Source organism: Aliarcobacter lanthieri (assembly GCF_013201625.1).
Lineage (GTDB): Bacteria > Campylobacterota > Campylobacteria > Campylobacterales > Arcobacteraceae > Aliarcobacter > Aliarcobacter lanthieri.
The window spans coordinates 2,224,296-2,246,054 of record NZ_CP053839.1 but is presented as its reverse complement, the minus strand read 5'-3'; the positions used below and the strand labels follow the sequence as shown (position 1 = coordinate 2,246,054).

Sequence of the window (21,759 nt, the reverse complement as noted above, 5' to 3'; positions counted from 1 at the left end):
TAGATATTTTAAAAAAGTAAAAATATTTTAATGAGTTATTGGTGAGATTTTAAAAGGATCTTTAATTATCATACATTTAGTGTATATTATTTATAAGAGGAAAAATTTATGAAAAGAATATTTAGAAGTTTTATAACAATAGTTTCAATTATCCCTATATTGGGTTTTGGAGCATCAAAAACTGAACAATTACGAATAGGATATCAAAAATCAGATCCAGGCTTTGTCCTAATAAAAGATTCTGGAAAATTAGAGAAAAGATTAGAAAAAATTGGTGTAAAAGTAACTTGGATAGAATTTCCAGCAGGTCCCCAATTACTCGAAGGATTAAATGTCGGAAGTATAGATTTAGGAACAGTTGGGGAAACTCCTCCAATATTTGCACAAGCTGCAAATGCAAAAATAAAGTATATAGCTTATAAGACAGCTTTCCCAAAATCTGAAGCTATTATAGTACAAGAAAGTTCACCTATTAAAACAGTAGCAGATTTAAAAGGTAAAAAAGTTGCATTAAATAAGGGTTCAAATGTCCACTATTTATTAGTAAAAGCTTTAGAAGAAGCGGGTTTAAAATATAGTGACATAATACCAACATTTTTACCTCCAGCAGATGCAAGAGCAGCTTTTGAAAAAGGTAGTGTTGATGCTTGGGTAATTTGGGATCCATTTTATGCTGCTGCAGAGTTAAAAATTGGCGCTAAAAAGTTAAGAGATGGTGAGGGATTAGTAAACAACTACCAATTTTATTTAGTTGAAGAAAGTTACACTAAGAATAAAGAAGTATTAGATATTGTTTTTGATGAAATAAAAACAGTTGATGATTATTTAACTAAAGAACCTCTTAAAACAGCTGAAATTCTTTCTAAAGTAAATGGATTAGAAGTTGAGGCATTAGAACTATCACATAAAAGAGCAGTATTTCAAACACAATATTTAACACCAAAAGTTATTAATGATCAACAAGATATAGCAGATACTTTTTATGATTTAAAACTTATTCCAAAAAAATTAGATATCAAAAGTGTTGTTTGGATACCTGAGAACAATAAATAAGGAGAAAGAACAATGGCTTTAAATATATTTTGGTTTATACCTACATTTGGAGATAGTCAATATATCGGTGGTAAAACTGGTGCAAGAGCAATAGATTTTAATTACTCAAAACAAATAGCAGTTGCAGCTGATAATTTAGGATTTGATGGAGTTTTAATTCCAACAGGAAGGCTATGTGAAGATCCTTGGGTTATTGCTTCAAGTCTAATAGGTGCTACACAAAATTTGAAATTTTTAGTAGCACTTAGACCTGGACTTTTACAACCAGCTTTAGCAGCAAGAATGACAGCAACTCTTGATAGATTTTCAAATGGAAGAGTAGCTTTAAATCTTGTTGCTGGTGGTGATAAAACAGAACTTGAAGGAGATGGTTTATATCAAAAACCAGAAGAACGATATCAAGCTGCAGCTGAATTTGTTGATTTATGGAGAGATATTTTAAAATCAAGTTATGAAAAGAAAGTTGTTAATTTTAATGGAAAATTTTATAAAACAACAAATGCAAAACTTTTATATCCTCCTGTTCAAAACCCAACTCCACCTTTATTTTTTGGAGGCTCATCAGAAGAAGCAAGAGAATTAGCTGCACAAAAGGTTGATTTATATATAACTTGGGGTGAAAAACCACAAGATGTTAAAGAAAAAATTGAAGACCTTAAAAGAAGAGCTTCAAAGTATGGAAGAACTTTGAGATTTGGCGTAAGGCTTCATGTAATTGTACGAGAAACAGAAGAAGAAGCATGGAGTGTAGCTGATAAATTGATAAGTAAACTTGATGATGAAACAATAGAACAACATCACAAAGTATTAGAGAAAAGAGAGTCTATTGGGCAAAAGAGAATGACTATTTTAACAAATGGTGGAAAATCAAGAACTAGAGAAGAACTTGAAATTAGTCCAAATTTATGGGCTGGGATTGGGCTTGCTAGAGAAGGTTGTGCAACAGCACTTGTTGGAAGTCCTGAAATTATAGTTGAAAGAATAACTGAATATGCAAATATGGGAGTTGATACTTTTGTATTCTCTGGCTATCCTCATCTTGAAGAAGCATATAAATTTGCAGAACTTGTATTTCCATTATTACCAAGTAAAACAAGAGAAAAATTAGTAGGACTTGCAAAGGCTGAAACCTTTGGAGGAGTTTTAAATTATGAAACTCATAAATAGAATAAAAAAAGGTTTGATTGATAATTTTATAGTTTGGTTAATTCCAGTTTTAATTTTAGTTATTTGGCAAATAGTAGTTCAAAGTGGATTACTTTCTTCAAGAGTTATGCCAGCTCCTCTTGATGTTATAAAAGCAGGAGTTGTTCTTACAGCAAATGGTGAGTTAATTCACCATTTTTTAGTTAGTTTACAAAGAGCATTATTAGGATTATTGATTGGTGGAAGTATTGGATTTCTTTTAGGGTTTATTACTGGATTATCAAGATTAGCAGAAGATTTACTTGATTCAACTATTCAAATGATTAGAACTATACCTCTTTTGGCTTTAGTTCCTTTAGTTATTTTATGGTTTGGAATTGGAGAATTTAGTAAGATATTTTTACTAGCATTAGCAGTCTTTTTTCCAATATATTTAAATACTTTTCACGGCTTAAGAAGTGTAGATAAAGATTTAATAGAAATGGGAAGAGTTTATGGATTAACTCCTTATGGATTGTTTAAAAATGTTATATTACCAGGAGCAATGCCATCTATTTTAGTTGGGCTTAGAATGTCGTTAGGTTTTATGTGGCTTTATTTGATTGTAGCAGAAACAATAGCTTCAAATGCTGGAATAGGTTATATGACAATGAATGCAAGAGAATTTTTACAAACAGATGTAATGGTTTTAGGGATTTTATTATATGCATTCTTAGGAAAGATTTCTGATGTTTTAGCTTCTATATTAGAGAAAAAATATTTAAAATGGCATAAAGGATATCAAAAATGAGTGAATTAAGTGGTATAGAAATAAAAACTACTAGATTAACAAAAAGTTTTGGTAATAGAGTAGTTTTGAGTGATTTTGATTTACATATAAATAAAGGTGAATTTATATGTATTGTTGGAAAAAGTGGTTGTGGGAAAAGTACATTTTTAAGATTAGTTGGTGGACTTGAAAAATTAAGTTCAGGAAAGCTTCTTTTAGATGGAGTTGAATCTTTAGGTATAAATTCAAATACAAGAATAATGTTTCAAGATTCAAGATTGTTACCTTGGAAAACAGTTATAGAAAATGTAGCTTTAGGACTGCCAAAAGAGTCTTATCAGCTAGCGCTTGATGCTTTAGATGAGGTTGGGCTTCATGCAAGAGCAAATGATTGGCCAGCAAATTTATCAGGTGGACAAAAACAAAGAGTTGCTTTAGCACGTGCATTGGTACATAAACCAAAGTTATTACTTCTTGATGAGCCTTTGGGAGCTTTAGATGCACTAACAAGAATTGAGATGCAAGCATTAATAGAAAGAATTTGGCAAGAACATGAGTTTACAGTACTACTTGTAACTCATGATGTGAGTGAAGCTGTTATTTTAGGTGATAGAGTTGTTTTAATTGAAGATGGAAAAATTACACTTGATTTAAAAATAGATTTACCAAGACAGCGAGAGCGAGGAACACAAGAATTTGCTAGATTAGAAGCAGATATCTTATCACGAGTTCTTGGTACTATGTACTATATTTAAAAAAGGAAAAAAATGAGTTATAGTGGAGAAATTATAGATTTTAGGAGTAGACCTGCACTTTTAGGTGAATTTTATGGTTCAACACCAAATACAAAAGGTTATGAAACTGCCAAGTGGTTAAATAGAAGAGTTGGTTCAAAAGATGATGAGCATTTTGTAAAATCTTTTACTTTAGATGGTTATATAAAAGAGATTAGAGATAGTGGAATATCAAAAGCAGTAGTAATTGGAAGAGATACTCCTGATTTATCTATATCAAATGATGTTATAAAAGATATAACGGCTCCATACAAAGAACTTATTGGAATTGCATCTGTTGATCCACAAACAAAAGGTATAGCACAAACTTTTGAAGAGATTTATAGAGCAACAAATATATTAGGCTTAAAAGGTATAAATGTTGAACCCACATTTGGTAAACCAGCAGTTTATTTTGATGATAAAGATTTTTTACCAGTATATGATTTGTGTCAAAGTTTGAATATACCTTTATTTATTATGTCAGGACCAACTACTCCAAATCTCGAACATACAAATCCAGCAGCAATTGGAAGAGTTGCAAGAGAGTTTCCAAATTTGAAAATAGTTGTTTGTCATGGTTGTTACCCTTATGTAAATGAGATGATAGGTGTTGCATTTAGATATGAGAATGTTTTTGTAGTACCTGACATGTATTTATTTCAAGCAGGGAGTAAACTTTTTGTAGAAGCAGCAAATGGGTTCTTTAAAGACCAATTATTATTTGGTACTTCATATCCATTTAGACCTATGAAGCAAACAATAGAGGATTTTTTAGAATTAGGTTTTAAAGATGAAATTTTGGATAATTTATTTCATAAAAATGCCAAAAGAGTTTTAAGTTTTTAATATTCATACATTTAGTGTATATTTTATTTTAAGGAGAAGAAATGAAAAATTTAGTTAAAAAAGTTTTAGTGTTATTGGTAATTATCCCTATTTTAGGGTTTAGTTTAGATAAAAAAGAAGATATTTTAAGAATTGGTTTTCAAAAATATGGAACTTTGATTTTATTAAAAGCAAGTGGCAATTTAGAAAAAAGATTAGAACCACTTGGTGTAAAAGTAACTTGGAATGAGTTTGTAGCAGGTCCTCAATTACTTGAGGGATTAAATGTTGGAAGTATTGATTTTGGAACAGTTGGAGAAACACCACCTATTTTTGCACAAGCAGCAAATGCTAAAATTAAATATATAGGATATGAACCTCCTGCTCCAAAAGGTGAAGCTATTATTGTGCCAAAAAATTCAGCTATCAATACAGTTGCAGATTTAAAGGGTAAAAAAGTTGTTTTAAATAAAGGCTCAAATGTACATTATTTATTAGTTAGAGCCTTAGAAAATGCAGGATTAAAATATAGTGATATAGAAACAGTATTTTTAGCTCCTGCAGATGCAAGAGCAGCTTTTGAAAAAGGAAGTGTTGACGCTTGGGTAATTTGGGATCCATTTTATGCAGCAGCTCAAACAACTTTAGATGCAAAACTTGTACAAGATGGAACAAATACAGTAAATAATCATCAATTTTATCTAGCAGAAGAAAGTTATGCAGCAAGAAGACCAGATGTTGTTGCAATTATTTTTGATGAATTAAAAAAAGTAAATGATTGGGCTATTTCAAAACCAAGTGAAGTAGCAGCTGCTTTATCTCCACTTACTGGATTAGATTTACTTACTTTAGAAAAAGCAATAGTAAGAGCTAGTTATGGAATAAATTACTTAAATGATGAGGTTATAAAAGAGCAACAAAAAATTGCAGATACATTTTATGATTTAAAATTAATCCCAAAAAAACTAGATATAAAAAGTGTTGTTTGGATTCCTGAAACTAAAAAAGGAAACTAAAATGGCACTAAATATATTTTGGTTTATACCAACATTTGGAGATAACAGATACTTAGGTTCAAAAGACCAATCAAGAGTATCTGACTTTGATTATGTAAAACAAGTTGCAGTTGCAGCTGATACTTTGGGATATGATGGAGTTTTAATTCCTACAGGAAGGTCTTGTGAAGACCCTTTTGTAGTAGCTTCAAGTTTGATAAGTGTTACACAAAATTTAAAGTTTTTAGTAGCACTTAGACCAGGACTTTTACAACCAGCTTTAGCTGCAAGAATAGCTTCGACATTAGATAGATTTTCAAATGGAAGAGTTGCTTTCAATCTTGTTGCTGGTGGTGATAAAGATGAACTTGAAGGTGATGGATTATTTCAAGATTCAGATGAGAGATACGAAACAGCATCTGAATTTGTAGATTTATGGAAAGAGATTTTAAAAGCAAGTTATGAAAAAGGATTTGTGAATTTTAATGGGAAACATTATAAAACAAAAAATTCAAAACTTTTATATCCACCAGTTCAAAGACCACATCCTCCACTATTTTTTGGTGGAAGTTCACAAAAAGCTCATGAGTTAGCTGCTCAAAAAGTTGATTTATATATAACTTGGGGTGAAACTCTAAAAGCAGTTAAAGCAAAAATTGAAGATGTAAGAGATAAAGCTTCAAAGTATGGAAGAAGTATAAAATTTGGAATTAGACTTCATGTAATAGTAAGAGATACAGAAGAAGAAGCTTGGAATGATGCTGAAAAACTAATAAGTAAACTTGATGATGAACAAATCAATGCTTCCCAAAATGCTTTACAAAAACTAGATTCTGAAGGGCAAAGATTGATGACAGCTTTAACTAATGGTGGAAAAGCAAGAACAAGAGAAGAACTTGAAATTAGCCCAAATTTATGGGCTGGAATTGGTCTAGTTCGTGGTGGTTGTGCAACTGCACTTGTTGGAAGTGCTGAAATTGTAGCTCAAAGAATACAAGAATATGTAGATTTAGGAATAGATACTTTTGTATTTTCTGGTTATCCCCATCTTGAAGAGTCTTTTAGATTTTCTGAACTTGTATTTCCACTATTACCAAATAAAACAAAAGAAAAATTATCTGGACTTGTACAATCTGGACCATTTGGTGGTATAACAAGTGAAGATACACATAAAATAAAAGAAAAATAGTTATTAAAAAGGAAAGAAGAAATGAAAAGAATTAGTAAATTAACATCAATTTTGTTACTTTTGGCTTCAAGTGCATTCGCAGAAGTAAAAGAGGTTGTTATAAGTAAACAATATGGAATATCATATTTACCTTTAATAATTTTAGAAGAACAAAAATTAATTGAAAAACATGCAAAAAAACAAGGTTTAGGTGATGTAAAAGTTAATTGGGCTACTTTTGGAGGAGGATCAGTTGCAAATGATGCTTTATTATCAGGAAATGCTCATTTAGTTGCTGGAGGAAATGGTCCATTTTTAAGACTTTGGGATAAAACAAATGGTAAAGTTAAAGCTCTTTCAGCAATAAATGAATCACCAATAGTATTTGTATCAAATAATCCTGATGTAAAAACTGTAAAAGATTTAACATCAAAAGATAAAATAGCAGTTCCTTCAGTTAAAGTATCTGTACAATCGTTAGTATTACAAATGGCAGTTGCAAAAGAGTTTGGTATAAAAGAGTATGATAAATTTGATAATTTAACAGTTTCATTAAAACATCCAGATGCTTATTTAGCTGTAACTACTGGAAGTACAGAAGTAAATGGGCATATTGGATTAGAGCCTTTTAGTACATTAGAGTTAGAAAATTCAAATGTACACCAAGTTTTTAATTCATTTGATGTTTTAGGTGGAGCTCATACTACAAACTTAATTTGGACAAGTGAAGATTTCTATAAAAACAATCCAAAATTATCAAAAATAATAGTTGAAGCATTAAATGAAGCAAATAAATTTATTAAAGAAAATGAAGATGAGGTTATCAAATTATATTTATCAACAACTAAGTCAAATGAGTCACCAGAGATAATCGCTAAAGTATTAAAAAATACAACAGTTTATGATACAAAACCAAAGGCAAATATTACTCAATTCTCAGATTTTCTTTATGATATAGGTGCAATTAAACAAAAACCAAAAGATTGGAAGGAGTTGTTTTTTGACGCAGTTAAATAAAGAAGACACCTTTTTATCACTAAAAGACGTATCAATCTCTTATGAGATTGATGAGAAAAAGAGTTATAAGGCTATTGAAAATGTTGATTTTGAGATAAAACAGTTTGAAAGATTAGTTCTTTTAGGACCATCTGGTTGTGGAAAGTCTTCTTTATTAAAAGCAATTGGTGGATTTATAAAACCAAGTTATGGAAGTATAAAGTTAGGACAAAAAATTATTTCAAAACCAGGATTAGATAGAGCTTTTGTATTTCAAGAGTTTGATCAGCTTTTGGCTTGGAAAACAGTATTAGAAAATGTTTTATTCGCTTTAAGTGCTACAAAAAAGATAGATAAAAAAGATGCAACTATAAAAGCAAAAGAGTTTTTAAAAAAAGTAAATTTAAGTTCATTTGAAAATAACTATCCTCATCAGCTTTCTGGTGGAATGAAGATGAGAGTTGCTATTGCTAGATGTTTAGCTTTAGGTTCTGAAGTTATTTTGATGGATGAACCTTTTGCTTCTTTAGATGCAATTACTAGAAAAAAAATGCAAGATGATTTACTTGAACTTTGGGAAGATACAAATTTTACAATGCTTTTTGTAACACATTCTATTGATGAAGCTATAAAACTTGGCTCTAAAATTATCATTTTTGGTACAAATCCTAGTCAAATACTAAAACAAATAGATGTAAATGCGTTTACATCAAAAGATGAAATCTCAAGCATAATGCATAAAAATCAAACAGAGTATTTTATTTAAGGAAAGAAGATGAAAATAAGTAAAAAAAGTAAATCAATAATTATTAAAAGTTTTCTTTTCGCAAGTTTAATACTACTTTGGGAAATTTATGCAATAAGACTTGATAATCCTTTAATGTTTCCAACATTTAGTGAAACAATAAAAGGTTTTTTTGAAGTTATTCAAAATGGTGAGTTGGTAAGTAGAATTTTATCATCATTAAAAGTTCAAGTTATGGGGTATGTTATAGGTGGTTTTTTAGCGCTTATTTTAACTATATTTGCAATATCAACTAGATTTGGAGCATATTTATTAGAGTTATTAACTGCAGTTTTTAATCCTTTACCTCCTATTGCTTTATTACCTTTAGCCTTATTATGGTTTGGACTTGGTTATGGAAGTATAGTTTTTGTAATTGTTCATGCTGTTCTTTGGCCAATTGCAATAAATATATATAGTGGATTCCAAGGTGTTAGTAATACTTTAAAAATGGTATCAAAAAACTATGAGTTATCAACTTTTGAATATATCTTTAAAATTGCAATTCCAGCAGCTTTTCCAAGTATATTAACAGGGCTTAGAGTTGGTTGGGCATTTTCTTGGCGTACACTTATTGCTTCAGAGTTAGTTTTTGGTGTAAGTTCAGGAAATGGTGGAATTGGTTGGTTTATTTATGAGAAAAAAAATCAACTAGATATAAATTTAGTTTTTGCAGGTTTATTAACAATTATTCTAATAGGAATTATTACAGATGTAATTTTTGAATATATTGAAAAAAGAACTATAGTTAAATGGGGAATGAAAACAAAATAAAAAGGATATAGTATGTATGTTAGTCACTTAGAATGCCCAAAATGTAATAAAGAATTTAATCATAAAGAGTTAAATCAATTATGCACTTCTTGCAAATCTCCACTTTTAGTGATATATGATTTAAAAGCAGTAAAAGAGAATTTTAAAAAAGAGAGTTTAGCTTCAAGAAATTTTAATTTATGGAGATATAAAGAACTTTTACCAATAGAAGATGAAAAAAATATTATCTCTTTAGGTGAAGTTATAACACCTTTGATAAAATTAGAAAAATTAGAAAAAAAATTAGGTTTAAAAAACTTATATTTAAAAGATGAAGGTTTTAACCCTGGTGGGAGCTTCAAATCAAGAGGTGCAGCAGTTGGGATTTCAAAAGCAAAAGAGCTAAATGTAAAGTCTTTTGCTATGCCTACAAATGGAAATGCTGGTGCAGCTTGGTCTATTTATGCAGCACGTGCAGATATAAAAGCTTATATTGTAATGCCAATAAATGCACCAACTATAACAAGAAATGAATGTATTGTTTCTGGAGCAAATCTATTTTTAGTTGATGGCTTGATTAGTGATGCAGGAAAAATTGTAGCAAAATCAATAGATAAATATAAGTTTATGGATGCTTCAACTCTAAAAGAACCTTATAGAATTGAAGGTAAAAAAACTATGGCTTTTGAAATAGCTGAACAATTTGATTGGGAATTACCTGATATTATTTTATATCCAACTGGTGGTGGAGTAGGATTAATAGGAATTTTTAAAGCATTAAAAGAGTTACAAGAAATAGGTTTTGTAAAAGGGAAACTACCAAGGTTAGTAGCTGTTCAAGCTTCAAATTGTGCACCAATTGTAAAAGCTTATGAGAGAAAGCAACAAGAGTCTATTTTTTGGAAAAATTCAAATACAGTAGCATTTGGAATTAATGTACCAAAAGCAATAGGAGATTTTTTAGTACTTGAAGCTATTTATAAAACAGGTGGTTGCGCAATTGCTATTAAAGATGAAGATATTTTAAAATATCAAGAATTAATAGCGAAAGAAGAGGGATTATTTATTTGTCCAGAAGGTGCATCAACTCTAGCTGCAATAGAAGAATTATACAAAAAAGGTTGGATAAAAGAAGATGAAAAAGTAGTATTATTAAATACTGGAAGTGGATTAAAATATCCAAATACAATAATATCAAATCCAACAATATTAAATCCAAATGATGAGATAAGTATTGAAACTTTTTTTTAGAAAAATATTTTTTAGTAAAGTTAAAATATCTAGAAATAGGAGAAAAAAAGATAAAAAAGTAACCTTTTTTTCTTTACCTATTGATAAAAAGTATGCTTCTATCTATGTTTGAAGAAATTTTTTAAATTTTTTCAAAAAAACTCTTGACAAATAAAAATTTTATTACTATAATTTCACCAGTTTAGTAGGTGATAGATAAAGAGAGATTTAAAATCACCTTAATATGAAGGATTTAAAATGATGTGCGACATGTGTAAGAAAAAATATGGAAAGAGAAAATAGGTGAGATTTTTTTAAATCTCTAAATTATCACACATTTAGTGTGTATTAGATAAAGAGAGAATAAAATGAGAAGAATAAAAGAAAATTTAAGAAATATAGCTTTAGCAACATTGCTAATTTCAACAACAAGTTTTGCAGATGATTATAATTATGAAGCAGAGAAGGCAAAAAAATCTTTAGAGATTTTAAATGTATCGTATGATCCAACAAGAGAGTTTTATGAAGAGTACAATAAGAATTTTGTAAATTATTGGAAAGAAACAACAGGACAAACTGTAAAAATAAAACAATCACATGGTGGAAGTGGTAAACAAGCAAGAGGTGTAATTGATGGATTAAAAGCAGATGTTGTAACTTTAGCATTAGCTTATGATATAGATGCAATTAGTGAAAAAGCAAAATTATTTCCAAAAGATTGGCAAAAAAAACTAGAGTTTAACTCATCTCCTTATACTTCAACTATTGTATTTTTAGTTAGAAAAGGTAATCCAAAAGGTATTAAAGATTGGGATGATTTAGTAAAAGATGGTGTTGAAGTGATAACTCCAAATCCAAAAACATCAGGTGGAGCTAGATGGAACTATCTTGCAGCTTATGCTTATGGTCTAAAACAAGAGTTAGGGAATTTAGAAAAAATAGATTTTAATTCAGATAAATATAAAAAAGCAGAAGAAAAAGCAAAAGAGTATGTTTCAAAACTTTTAAAACATGTTCCTGTTCTTGACTCAGGTGCTAGAGGAGCAACTAATACATTTGTACAAAGAAAGATAGGAGATGTTTTACTTGCATGGGAAAATGAAGCATTTTTAGCAATAAATGAACTTGGAAAAGATGAATTTGAAATAGTTGTACCTTCGGTTTCAATTTTAGCTGAACCACCTGTAACTGTAGTTGAACAAAATGCTAAACAACTAGGAACATTAAATGTTTCAACACAATATTTAAAATATTTATATTCAAAAGAAGGTCAAACATTAGCAGCTAAACATTACTATAGACCAAGTATTCCAGAGCTAGTTGATGCAAAATATTTAGAAACTTTTCCAAAATTAGAGTTATTTAAAATTGATGATGTTTTTGGAAGTTGGGCAATTGCACAAAAAACACATTTTGATGATGGTGGAACATTTGATTTAATTTATAGTAAATAAATTAAAGGTATAGAAAAGTGGCAAATAATACTATTTTAGATCTAGTTGGAAATACGCCACTAATAAAACTAAATTCTTTAACAAAAGATTTAGATGGCATAAGCATTTATGCAAAAGCTGAATATTTAAACCCTAGTGGCTCTGTAAAAGATAGAGCTGCAAAGGGGATTATTTTAGAAGCAATAAATAGTGGAAAACTCACACAAGAAAAAATTATACTAGATAGTACGAGTGGAAATACAGGAATTGCTTATGCAATGCTTGGTGCACATTTGGGTTATAAAGTTAGTGTAACTTTACCTAAAAATGCAAATTTTGAGAGAAAAAGAATTTTAAAAGCTTTTGGTGCAACTATAATTGAAACAGATCCTCTTTTAAGTTCAGATGGAGCTTTAATCAAAGCAAAAGAGTTGGCAAAAGAGTATCCAGAACTTTATTACTATACAAATCAGTATAACAATGAAGAGAACTGGAAAGCTCATTATAATTCAACTGCTTTAGAAATTTGGAAACAAAGTGAAAATAAGGTTACACATTTCGTAGCAGGAATGGGAACTTCTGGAACTTTTGTAGGAACATCAAGAAGATTAAAAGAGTTAAATAAAGAGATTAAAACTATTGCTATGCAACCATCTTCACCATTTCATGGACTTGAAGGTATGAAACATATGGCAACAACAATAGTTCCTGAAATTTATGATAGTTCATTGATTGATGAAACTATTGAAATTGATACAGAGGATGCTAGAAAAATGACATTAGAACTAATTAGAAAAGAGGGACTTTTTGTAGGAATTTCTTCAGGTGCTAATGTATATGCTAGTTTAGAATTAGCAAAAACACTACCAAAAGGAAGTGTTATAGTAACCATTTTATGTGATAGTGGTTTTAAATATTTAAGTGATAGCTTATGGGAAGAAGATTTATGATAGAAATTAGTAAAAATCTTATGGAAAAAATAAATGAACATGCCCAAAATGATTATCCATACGAGTGTTGTGGAATACTTTTAGGTAAGTTTAATGAGGGTAAGAAAACTGTTAGTGAAGTGATAGAAATATCAAATGAAAGAGAAGATGAGAATAAGCATAATAGGTATTTAATACCATCAAAAAAGGTATTAGAAACAGAACTTTATGCTATAAAAAATGGTTTGGATATAGTTGGATTTTACCACTCACATCCAAATCATAGTGCAACACCATCTCAATTTGATATAGACCATGCACTTCCTGTTTATACATATTTGATAGTTTCTGTTTATGATAAAAAAGCGGTTGATTATACCGTTTCAGTACTTTCAAATGATAGATTAAATTTTGAAAAAGAAGAGATAAAAGGAGTTTAAAATGGCAAAAGTTTATATACCAACAGCTTTAAGACTATTTACAAACGGAGAGTTTGAAATAGCTTTAGAAGGTGAAAATATAAAAGATATTGTAGGAAATTTAGTAAATACACATCAAGATTTAAAAAATCATCTATTTTCTACAGATGGAAAATTGAGAAGTTTTGTAAATATATATCTAAATGAAGAAGATATTAGAGGTTTAGATAACTTAGATACAAAAGTTTATGATGATGACAAGATTATTTTAGTTCCATCTATTGCAGGTGGATTATAAAATGGGAAAAGATGATAAGAGTGATAAGCAGGAAAAACTATCTTCAGAGGAAATAAGTAGATATAGTAGACACTTGATTTTACCTGAAGTTGGTCTTGAAGGACAATTAAAAATAAAAAATGCAAAAGTTTTAGTTGTAGGAACTGGTGGGCTTGGAGCTCCTGTTATTTTATATCTTGCAGCTGCTGGAGTTGGTACTATTGGGCTTATAGATTTTGATACAGTTGATGAATCAAATTTGCAAAGGCAAATTATTCATACAACAAAAGATATAGGTAGACCGAAAATATCTTCAGCAACTGATAGAATAAAAGGGATAAATCCAAATGTTAAAGTTATCTCATATAATGATAAATTAACAAGTAAAAACTCTTTAGATATTATTAAGAATTTTGATATTGTTGTAGATGGAACAGATAACTTTCAGACAAGATATTTGATAAATGACTCTAGCGTACTTTTAAATAAACCATTTGTTTATGGTTCTATTTTTAGATTTGAAGGTCAAGTAAGTGTTTTTAATGAAAATAATAAAGCTTGTTATAGATGTCTATATCCAGAACCACCTCCAGTTGGACTAGTTCCTTCTTGTGCTGAAGGTGGAGTTATAGGAGTTTTACCAGGAGTTATTGGAACAATTCAAGCAAATGAGACAATAAAATTAATCTTAGGAATAGGTGAAGTTTTAAGTGGAAGACTTTTGATTTTTGATGCACTAAAAATGCAATTTAAAGAATTAAAAGTGAGAAAAGATAACAATTGCCCAGTTTGTGGGGAAAATCCAACAGTAACAGAACTTATAGATTATGAAGAATTTTGTGGATTAAAAGGTCCTGATGATAGAGTTGAGGTAGAAGAGATCAGTGCAATAGATTTAAAAAATCTAATAAATGAAAAAAGACCTGTTCAACTAATAGATATTAGGCAACCACATGAGTTACAAATAGGAAAGATTGAAGGTTCAAAAGGTATTCCCTTTGGTCAATTAGTTAGAAAAAAAGATGAACTCGATAGTAGTAAAAAAGTAGTAGTAATATGTAAAATAGGGCTTTTAAGTGCTGAAGTGATCAGACAATTAAAAGAAGCTGGATATGAGGGTGAAATCTATAGTCTAAAAGGTGGAATAACTTCTTGGGCAAATGATATAGATTACACAATGGCTAGATATTAATAAAAAAGGGAAATAAAATGGCAGAGGAAAATAAAGTAGTAAGTTTAAGTGCAAAAGCAGCTTATAATTTGGCAGATGTTGTAAAAACAACACCAGTTTTTGATTCATTAACTCCAAGATGGGTTACAAGATTACTTGATTGGAAATCTTTGGATAGTGGTATTTTTAGATTAAATAAAGTAAAAGAGGGAGATACTCCACTTGATACTTTATGTTCACAAAAAATTCATAATAAAATTCCAGAAGGGTTCGTGGATTATGAAGAAAATCCTAGAGAATATCAATTAAACTCAATTCAAACAATTATAAATGTAAATACAAAAGTATCTGATTTATATAGCTCTCCAACACAACAAATTCAAGAGCAACTAAGACTTGCAATTGAGAGTTTAAAAGAGAGACAAGAAAGTGAATTATTTAATAATGATGATTATGGATTATTAAATAATATTGATGATTCTCAAAGAGTTCAAAGCCGAACAGGAAGTCCAACTCCTGATGATTTAGATGAGTTATTAACAAAAGTTTGGAAAGAGCCATCATTTTTTTTAGCACACCCAAAAGCAATAGCTGCATTTGGAAGAGAAGCTACAAGAAGAGGAGTTCCTCCAGCAACTATAAGCTTATTTGGAACATCATTTTTAACTTGGAGAGGAGTTCCTATTATTCCTACAAATAAATTATTTGTTGATGGATTAAAAGAGCCAAAATCAAAAGCTGGAAAAACTAATATTTTATTAGTTAGAACAGGTTATGAAAAACAAGGGGTTGTTGGATTATTCCAAAATAATTTACCAAATGAACAATCACGAGGATTATCTGTAAAATTTAGAGGAATAGATAGTAATGGAGTTGGTTCATACCTTTTATCACTATATTGTTCAGCAGTAATTTTATCAAAAGATGCAATAGCAGTTTTAGAAGATGTAGATGTAGGAAACTACTATGATTACGCACAATAATTTACCAAATTTTGATGAAGAGTTTTATAAAAATCAAATAGAAATTTTGGCAAATCAAGCATTTCCTGAATTTAATAAAAATGGATTTGGCGAAGATTTTGACTATGAAAAAGTGATTCAAACAAATTTTTATGAGAATAAAGATGTGTCAAATTTTGAAACTTTTTCAAATATTCAAATAGTTCCACAAAATAACTCTTATGAGATATTTGATGTAGAAGCTATAAGAAAAGATTTTCCAGTTTTAAATCAAAAAGTAAATGGTGGTTACTCACTAATTTGGTTAGATAATGCTGCAACAACGCAAAAACCAAAAAGTGTAATAGATAGAATTAGTTACTTTTATGAACATGAAAATTCAAATATTCATCGAGGTGCTCACGCATTAGCAGCAAGAGCAACTGACGCTTATGAAGAGGCTAGAAAAAAAGTAGCAAAATTTATAAATGCATCTAGTGAAAATAACATTATTTTTGTAAGAGGTGCAACAGAAGCTATAAATTTGATTGTACATAGTTTTGGTAAATTTAATTTGCAAAAAGATGATGAGATAATAGTTTCAAATTTAGAGCATCATGCAAATATTGTTCCTTGGCAAATATTAAGTCAAGAAGTAGATGCAAAAATCAAGGTAATTCCTGTTGATAATGATGGACAAATTTTACTAAATGAGTTTGAAAGATTAATAACTCCTAGAACAAAAATTGTATCAATTGCTCATGTATCAAATGCTTTAGGAACAATTGTTCCAATAAAACAAGTAGTAGAAATTGCTCACAGATATGGAGTAAAAGTTTTAATAGATGGTGCTCAAGCAATATCACATATAAAAGTTGATGTTCAAGAGCTTGATTGTGATTTTTATATTTTTTCAGGACATAAAGTATTTGCTCCAACAGGAATTGGTGCGATATATGCTAAAAAAGAGCTTTTAGATATTATGCAACCATATCAAAGTGGTGGAAATATGATAGCTGATGTTACTTTTGAAAAGACAGTTTATCAAGCTGCACCAAATAAATTTGAAGCAGGAACTGGAAATATTGCAGATGCTGTAGGATTTGGTGCAGCAATTGATTATGTTAATAAAATTGGAATAGAAAATATTTACAATTATGAACATAAACTTTTAGATTATGCAATAGCTAAAATGAATGAGATTACAGGGCTTAGATTTATAGGAACAGCAAAAGAGAAAACAAGTGTTTTATCATTTGTTATTGATGGATATGATACAACAAAAGTTGGAGAGTATCTTACAAGTAAAGGAATAGCTTTAAGATTTGGACACCATTGTGCACAACCGATTTTAAGAAGATTTGGAGTTGAGACAACTGTTCGTCCATCTATCGCTTTTTACAATACAAAAGAAGAGATAGATTTTTTAGTTAAAACTATTAAAGAGTTTAAAAATAGTTAAGGATTTTTAATGCAAAAGAGTAGAAGTGCAAAATTAAATCTTTTTGATCAAATAAGAGAAGATTTTAATCTTCCAAAAAGTAATGATCCTGCATTACATTCAAAAATAGAAATATTCTTTAATTATCCTGGTGTTTGGGCTATTATTAATTATAGAGTAGCAAATAGATTGTATTTAAAAGGATTTAAAAGATTAGCAAGAGTTTATAGTGGAATTAGCCAATTTTTAACAAATACAGATATTCACCCAGCTGCAACTATTGGGAGAAGGGTATTTATTGACCATGGAATCGGTGTTGTTATTGGTGAAACTACTATTGTTGAAGATGATGTTTTAATTTATCAGGGTGTTACTTTAGGTGGAGTTAGCCTAAACAAAGGTAAAAGACATCCTACTGTTAGAGCTAATAGTGTTATCGGGAGTGGAGCAAAAGTGCTAGGAGATATTACTATTGGTACAAGTAGTAAAATTGGAGCAAATTCAGTTGTAATAAATGATGTTCCAAGTTATTCAACGGCTGTTGGAATACCTGCAAATATCGTAAAAAGGTATGATAAAGAAGGAAAATTTACTCATAGTGATTTACCTGATATAGATAAAGAAGCTTTTAGGTATTTAAATAAAAGAATTGAATTATTGGAAAATATACTTAGAGAAAAAGAGATTTTAAATAATGAGAGTATTCAAGAACTAAATAAAAAATTTGAATTATTGGACGATTATTTAGTTGATGGTGCAGGAATTTAAAATTAAATTAATTAAAAAGGAGAATAGATGAATAGAAGAGATTTACTAAAATTAGGTACTTTAGCAACAGCAGTTACTGCAACATCAGTTTTTGGTTCAAATACTAAAAAAGAAGAGTCAAATATTTCAAAAAATGAAGTAAAAAAGTTAAATAATAGTGATAGAGTAATAATTATTGGTGGTGGATATGCAGGTTTAACAGTCGCAAAAAATATAAGATTATATAACCAAAAAGTAGAAGTTATAGTGATTGAGTCAAAAAATATATTTGCATCTTGCCCTTATAGTAACTTATGGTTTGGTGGAATAAAAGGTGTAGACTATAATGATTTGATTTTTTCTCCATTAAAACCAGCTTCAATTTATGATTATGAAGTGATAAATGACAAAGTTGTATCTATTGATAGAACAAAAAAAGTAGTTAATACTTTAAATGGTAACTATGAATACTCTTTATTAGTTTTAGCAACAGGAATCGAATATGATTATTCAACTTTTGGTTTAGATGAAAAAGATGCAAAAAAAGCTTTTACAAAATTCCCTGCTAGTTATAGTGGAGGTTTTGAACAACTGTCATTAAAAGAAAAAATAGAAAACTTTAAAGGAGGGACTTTTGTTATAACTGTACCAAAAGGTTCTTATAGATGTCCTCCTGCTCCTTATGAAAGAGCTGCTGTAATTGCAGATTATTTTAAATCTAAAAAATTAAATGCAAAAGTTGTGATAATTGACCCAAGAGAAAAACCAACAACAAAAGCTAAAGGATTTTTAAAAGCATTTGATACTTTATATAAAGATTATTTAGAGTATATCCCAAATGCAAATATTAAAAAAATTGATTTAGATAAAAGAACTATATATTTTGAAAAGAATGATTTAAAAGAGATGGAAATTACAAATCAAACTTTAGTTTTTGATGATGCAAATATTATCCCAAGTAATAAAGCTTCAAAACTATTAAAAGATAGTGGATTAGAACTTACAAGTGATGGTTTTGGAAGAGTAAAAACACCAACATTTAGAAGTTACAATGATGATAATATCTATTTAGTTGGAGATGTTGTAGGTGAGTATCCTTTCCCAAAAAGTGCACAAATGGCACACTCTTGTGGAATTATTGTAGGTGAACAAATAGCAAGAAGATTGAATAAAGAAGACCCAAAAGAAGGAAGTGTTTATCCACAAAATGTGTGTTATTCACTTGTAAGTCAAGAGACAGGTATTTATGTAACACATCAAGCATATTTTGATAAAGTGGATGGAAAAGTAAAAGTAAAAACAGAGTTTTTTGAAGATATAGAAAAATCAACTTTTGATGCAACAAAATCTTGGTATGCTGGAATTACTACTAATATCTTTGAATAGAAATTATTAACTGCAATTGTGATATTCTTCTATTCAAATTTGAAATAGGAGCATATGATGTCAAAACAAAATAGACTTTCGCAAGAAGAGATAACTAGATATAGTAGACATCTAATTCTTCCTGAAGTAGGACTTGAAGGACAACTAAAACTAAAAAATGCAAAAGTTTTAGTTGTTGGAACAGGAGCTTTAGGCTCTCCAGTTTTACTATATCTTAGTGCAGCTGGAGTTGGCACAATTGGTTTTATAGACTTTGATACTCTTGATGAATCAAACTTACAAAGACAAATTATCCACTCTACAAAATTTATAGGAAAAAGTAAAGTATCTTCAGCAAATAGTAAAATTGATGAACTAAATCCAAATATAAATGTAATAGCCATAAATGAAAAACTAACTAGTCAAAATGCTTTAGATATCATAAAGGATTTTGATATTGTTGTAGATGGAACAGATAACTTTCAAACAAGATATTTGATAAATGATGCTTGTGTAATACTAGATAAACCTTTTGTTTATGGTGCTATTTTTAGATTTGAAGGACAAACAACAGTATTTAATTCAAATAAAAGTGCTTGTTATAGATGTATATTTCCAACTCCACCAAAAGCTGGACAAGTACCATCTTGTTCAGAAGCTGGAGTTTTAGGAGTATTACCTGGGATTATTGGGACAATTCAAGCAAATGAAACTATAAAGTTAATACTAGGAATTGGAGATAGTTTAAAAAATAGACTTTTATCTTTAAATGCTTTAAAAATGGAATTTAAAGAGTATAAAATACAAAAAGATGAGAATTGTCCTGTTTGTGGGAAAAATCCAACAATAAAAGAACTCATAGATTATGAAGAGTTTTGTGGACTAAAGAATCTTGATGAGAATTTTATTATTGAAGATATAACAATTTTAGATTTAAAAAAATTACTTGATAAAAAGCAAGACATTCAAATAATTGATGTTAGAGAAAAAATCGAAGATGATTTAGCTCTTATTAAAAATGCAAAAAATATACCATTTTCAACTCTAATAGATAGAATTGAAGAACTTGATATTAGTAAAAAAACTGTTATAACTTGTAAGATAGGACTTCTAAGTCTTCAAGCTATTTCAAAACTAAAAAAGGCTGGATATAAAGGTGAACTTTATAGTTTAAAAGGTGGAATCACTTCTTGGGTAAATGATTTGATTTAAGGGGATTTATGGAAGAAAATGAGATTTTATTAGCAAATAGAAAAGAGTTTTTAAAAGATATCGAAAGTAAGATTTTTGATAAGTTAGTTATATTTGATATAAGTGGATTTGGAAATATAAATCACTATTATGGATATAATTTTGGAGAAAAGATTTTAAAACTTATATCTTTAAGATTAGAGGAAAAATTTATATGTAGTAAAATCTATTATTTAGGAGCTGATATTTTTGCAGCAGCTTCTAGTTTTGAATTATCAAAAGATAGATTTATACAATCTATAAAATCAATAATATGGTATTTTGGTTATTCTCCAATAGAATTAGATGAACATAAAGTATATATTCCTCTAAGAGCTGGAGTTGCTATAAATTATGACGAACTTATTTTTAGTGCAGAGTTTGCTTTAAAACAAACAAGAGTTTTAAAACACAATTTAGTAATTTATGATAGTGAACAACATCATATTTGTCATCCAAGATCTTCAATAATAGAACAAGATCTATATTGGGAATCTCAAATTATTCAAGCTGTAAAAAAAGATAAGTTTGAAGTTTTTGCTCAAAGTATAAATAATCAAACAGAAAAAAAATATGAAGTTCTAGTTCGAATGAAAGATGAAAAAGGAAAAATTGTTTCACCATACTTTTTTCTTGATAGATCAAAAAAATTAAATCTATATAGTGAAATTACAAAAAAAATAGTTCAAAAATCTTTCGAATTTTTTGATAATAAAAATATAGAGTTTAGTATTAACTTATCAATTAGTGATATTTTAGAGAAAGATGTGGTAGATTATATTATTCAAAAAATTTATGAATTTGATATAGGACATTTATTGACTATTGAGATAACAGAAAGTGAAGGTATAGATAATCTTGAAGAGGTTGTATCTTTTATAAAAATAGTTAAAAGCTTAGGAGTAAAAATAGCAATAGATGATTTTGGAACAGGTTATTCAAATTTTTCTTATTTAGTTAAACTTCAAGCAGATTTTATTAAATTAGATGGCTCAATAATACAAGATATAAATAAATCACTTAGTGCAAAAGCTGTAGTTGAAGCAATAGTATTTTTTGCACAAAAAGTAGGAATGAAAACTGTTGCAGAATTTGTATCTTCAAAAGAGATTTATGAAAGTTGTAAAGAATTAAATATTGATTATTTTCAAGGGTATTGGTTTGATGAACCAATAAATGTTAAAGATTTAAAATTAAAGTAGCTTAAGCTTTTAATTTTTTCTTGACATAATAAATAGAAAAAGATATAATTCACCAATTTTATAGATGATTAAATTAATCATCTATTTTTTTGTCTATTTTAAACATTCA

General features: G+C 28.9%; 22 protein-coding genes. All 22 read left to right on the top strand.

Annotation, left to right across the window (positions count from 1 at the left end):
* The first annotated feature begins 108 nt into the window (after window positions 1-108).
* The 22 genes from ALANTH_RS11245 (at window position 109) to ALANTH_RS11140 (ending at window position 21,650) form a co-directional block, all read left to right on the top strand.
* Complete coding sequence (locus ALANTH_RS11245) at window positions 109-1,053, top strand: sulfonate ABC transporter substrate-binding protein (protein WP_051583550.1); 945 nt, start codon at window positions 109-111, stop codon at window positions 1,051-1,053.
* Window positions 1,054-1,065: 12 nt separating this feature from the next.
* Complete coding sequence (ssuD, locus tag ALANTH_RS11240; RefSeq protein WP_026802800.1) at window positions 1,066-2,220, top strand: FMNH2-dependent alkanesulfonate monooxygenase; 1,155 nt, start codon at window positions 1,066-1,068, stop codon at window positions 2,218-2,220.
* The gene (locus ALANTH_RS11235) at window positions 2,204-2,989 is read left to right on the top strand and encodes an ABC transporter permease subunit (RefSeq protein WP_029888425.1); all 786 of its coding nucleotides are present in this window, start codon (window positions 2,204-2,206) and stop codon (window positions 2,987-2,989) included. Before ssuD (ALANTH_RS11240) ends, ALANTH_RS11235 begins: the two co-directional genes overlap by 17 nt.
* Window positions 2,986-3,723 (top strand): ATP-binding cassette domain-containing protein, encoded by a 738-nt coding sequence (locus ALANTH_RS11230; protein ID WP_026802798.1) that lies wholly within the window; start codon window positions 2,986-2,988, stop codon window positions 3,721-3,723. The genes ALANTH_RS11235 and ALANTH_RS11230 overlap by 4 nt, the downstream gene beginning before the upstream one ends.
* A gap of 12 nt (window positions 3,724-3,735) precedes the next feature.
* The gene (locus ALANTH_RS11225) at window positions 3,736-4,590 is read left to right on the top strand and encodes an amidohydrolase family protein (RefSeq protein ID WP_026807073.1); all 855 of its coding nucleotides are present in this window, start codon (window positions 3,736-3,738) and stop codon (window positions 4,588-4,590) included.
* Between the two features lie 41 nt (window positions 4,591-4,631).
* Window positions 4,632-5,585, top strand: a complete 954-nt coding sequence (locus ALANTH_RS11220) for a sulfonate ABC transporter substrate-binding protein (protein ID WP_026807072.1) — start codon at window positions 4,632-4,634, stop codon at window positions 5,583-5,585.
* Window position 5,586: 1 nt separating this feature from the next.
* Window positions 5,587-6,753: an FMNH2-dependent alkanesulfonate monooxygenase gene (gene ssuD / locus ALANTH_RS11215; RefSeq protein ID WP_026807071.1), complete on the top strand. Its 1,167-nt coding sequence runs from the start codon at window positions 5,587-5,589 to the stop codon at window positions 6,751-6,753.
* 21 nt (window positions 6,754-6,774) lie between these two features.
* Entirely contained in the window at window positions 6,775-7,749 is a 975-nt protein-coding gene (locus ALANTH_RS11210; protein ID WP_026807070.1) for an ABC transporter substrate-binding protein, read from the top strand.
* Entirely contained in the window at window positions 7,733-8,494 is a 762-nt protein-coding gene (locus tag ALANTH_RS11205; RefSeq protein WP_026807069.1) for an ABC transporter ATP-binding protein, read from the top strand. Before ALANTH_RS11210 ends, ALANTH_RS11205 begins: the two co-directional genes overlap by 17 nt.
* 9 nt (window positions 8,495-8,503) lie before the next feature.
* Window positions 8,504-9,286: an ABC transporter permease gene (locus ALANTH_RS11200; protein ID WP_026807068.1), complete on the top strand. Its 783-nt coding sequence runs from the start codon at window positions 8,504-8,506 to the stop codon at window positions 9,284-9,286.
* A gap of 12 nt (window positions 9,287-9,298) precedes the next feature.
* The gene (locus tag ALANTH_RS11195; RefSeq protein ID WP_026807067.1) at window positions 9,299-10,516 is read left to right on the top strand and encodes a threonine synthase; all 1,218 of its coding nucleotides are present in this window, start codon (window positions 9,299-9,301) and stop codon (window positions 10,514-10,516) included.
* Between the two features lie 347 nt (window positions 10,517-10,863).
* On the top strand, window positions 10,864-11,949 hold the full coding sequence (locus ALANTH_RS11190; RefSeq protein ID WP_063265981.1) for a sulfate ABC transporter substrate-binding protein: 1,086 nt from the start codon (window positions 10,864-10,866) through the stop codon (window positions 11,947-11,949).
* A gap of 17 nt (window positions 11,950-11,966) precedes the next feature.
* Window positions 11,967-12,878, top strand: a complete 912-nt coding sequence (locus ALANTH_RS11185; protein WP_026807065.1) for a PLP-dependent cysteine synthase family protein — start codon at window positions 11,967-11,969, stop codon at window positions 12,876-12,878.
* The gene (locus tag ALANTH_RS11180) at window positions 12,875-13,297 is read left to right on the top strand and encodes a M67 family metallopeptidase (RefSeq protein ID WP_026802793.1); all 423 of its coding nucleotides are present in this window, start codon (window positions 12,875-12,877) and stop codon (window positions 13,295-13,297) included. The genes ALANTH_RS11185 and ALANTH_RS11180 overlap by 4 nt, the downstream gene beginning before the upstream one ends.
* A 1-nt stretch (window position 13,298) precedes the next feature.
* A complete protein-coding gene (locus ALANTH_RS11175; protein ID WP_026802792.1) occupies window positions 13,299-13,574 on the top strand; it encodes a MoaD/ThiS family protein in 276 nt (91 codons plus the stop codon).
* 1 nt (window position 13,575) lies between these two features.
* On the top strand, window positions 13,576-14,745 hold the full coding sequence (gene moeB / locus ALANTH_RS11170; RefSeq protein ID WP_026807064.1) for a molybdopterin-synthase adenylyltransferase MoeB: 1,170 nt from the start codon (window positions 13,576-13,578) through the stop codon (window positions 14,743-14,745).
* A gap of 17 nt (window positions 14,746-14,762) precedes the next feature.
* Complete coding sequence (locus ALANTH_RS11165; protein WP_026807063.1) at window positions 14,763-15,707, top strand: family 2A encapsulin nanocompartment shell protein; 945 nt, start codon at window positions 14,763-14,765, stop codon at window positions 15,705-15,707.
* Window positions 15,691-17,127 carry a family 2A encapsulin nanocompartment cargo protein cysteine desulfurase gene (locus ALANTH_RS11160; protein ID WP_051583549.1) on the top strand — a complete coding sequence of 479 codons (1,437 nt, stop codon included), beginning with the start codon at window positions 15,691-15,693 and terminating at the stop codon, window positions 17,125-17,127. Before ALANTH_RS11165 ends, ALANTH_RS11160 begins: the two co-directional genes overlap by 17 nt.
* A 9-nt stretch (window positions 17,128-17,136) precedes the next feature.
* Window positions 17,137-17,874 (top strand): serine O-acetyltransferase, encoded by a 738-nt coding sequence (gene cysE, locus ALANTH_RS11155; protein ID WP_026802789.1) that lies wholly within the window; start codon window positions 17,137-17,139, stop codon window positions 17,872-17,874.
* A 27-nt stretch (window positions 17,875-17,901) separates the two neighbouring features.
* Entirely contained in the window at window positions 17,902-19,239 is a 1,338-nt protein-coding gene (locus ALANTH_RS11150) for an NAD(P)/FAD-dependent oxidoreductase (RefSeq protein ID WP_051583548.1), read from the top strand.
* A 57-nt stretch (window positions 19,240-19,296) separates the two neighbouring features.
* The gene (gene moeB, locus ALANTH_RS11145; RefSeq protein ID WP_026807062.1) at window positions 19,297-20,430 is read left to right on the top strand and encodes a molybdopterin-synthase adenylyltransferase MoeB; all 1,134 of its coding nucleotides are present in this window, start codon (window positions 19,297-19,299) and stop codon (window positions 20,428-20,430) included.
* 8 nt (window positions 20,431-20,438) lie between these two features.
* A complete protein-coding gene (locus tag ALANTH_RS11140; RefSeq protein ID WP_026802787.1) occupies window positions 20,439-21,650 on the top strand; it encodes an EAL domain-containing protein in 1,212 nt (403 codons plus the stop codon).
* Window positions 21,651-21,759 lie beyond the last annotated feature (109 nt).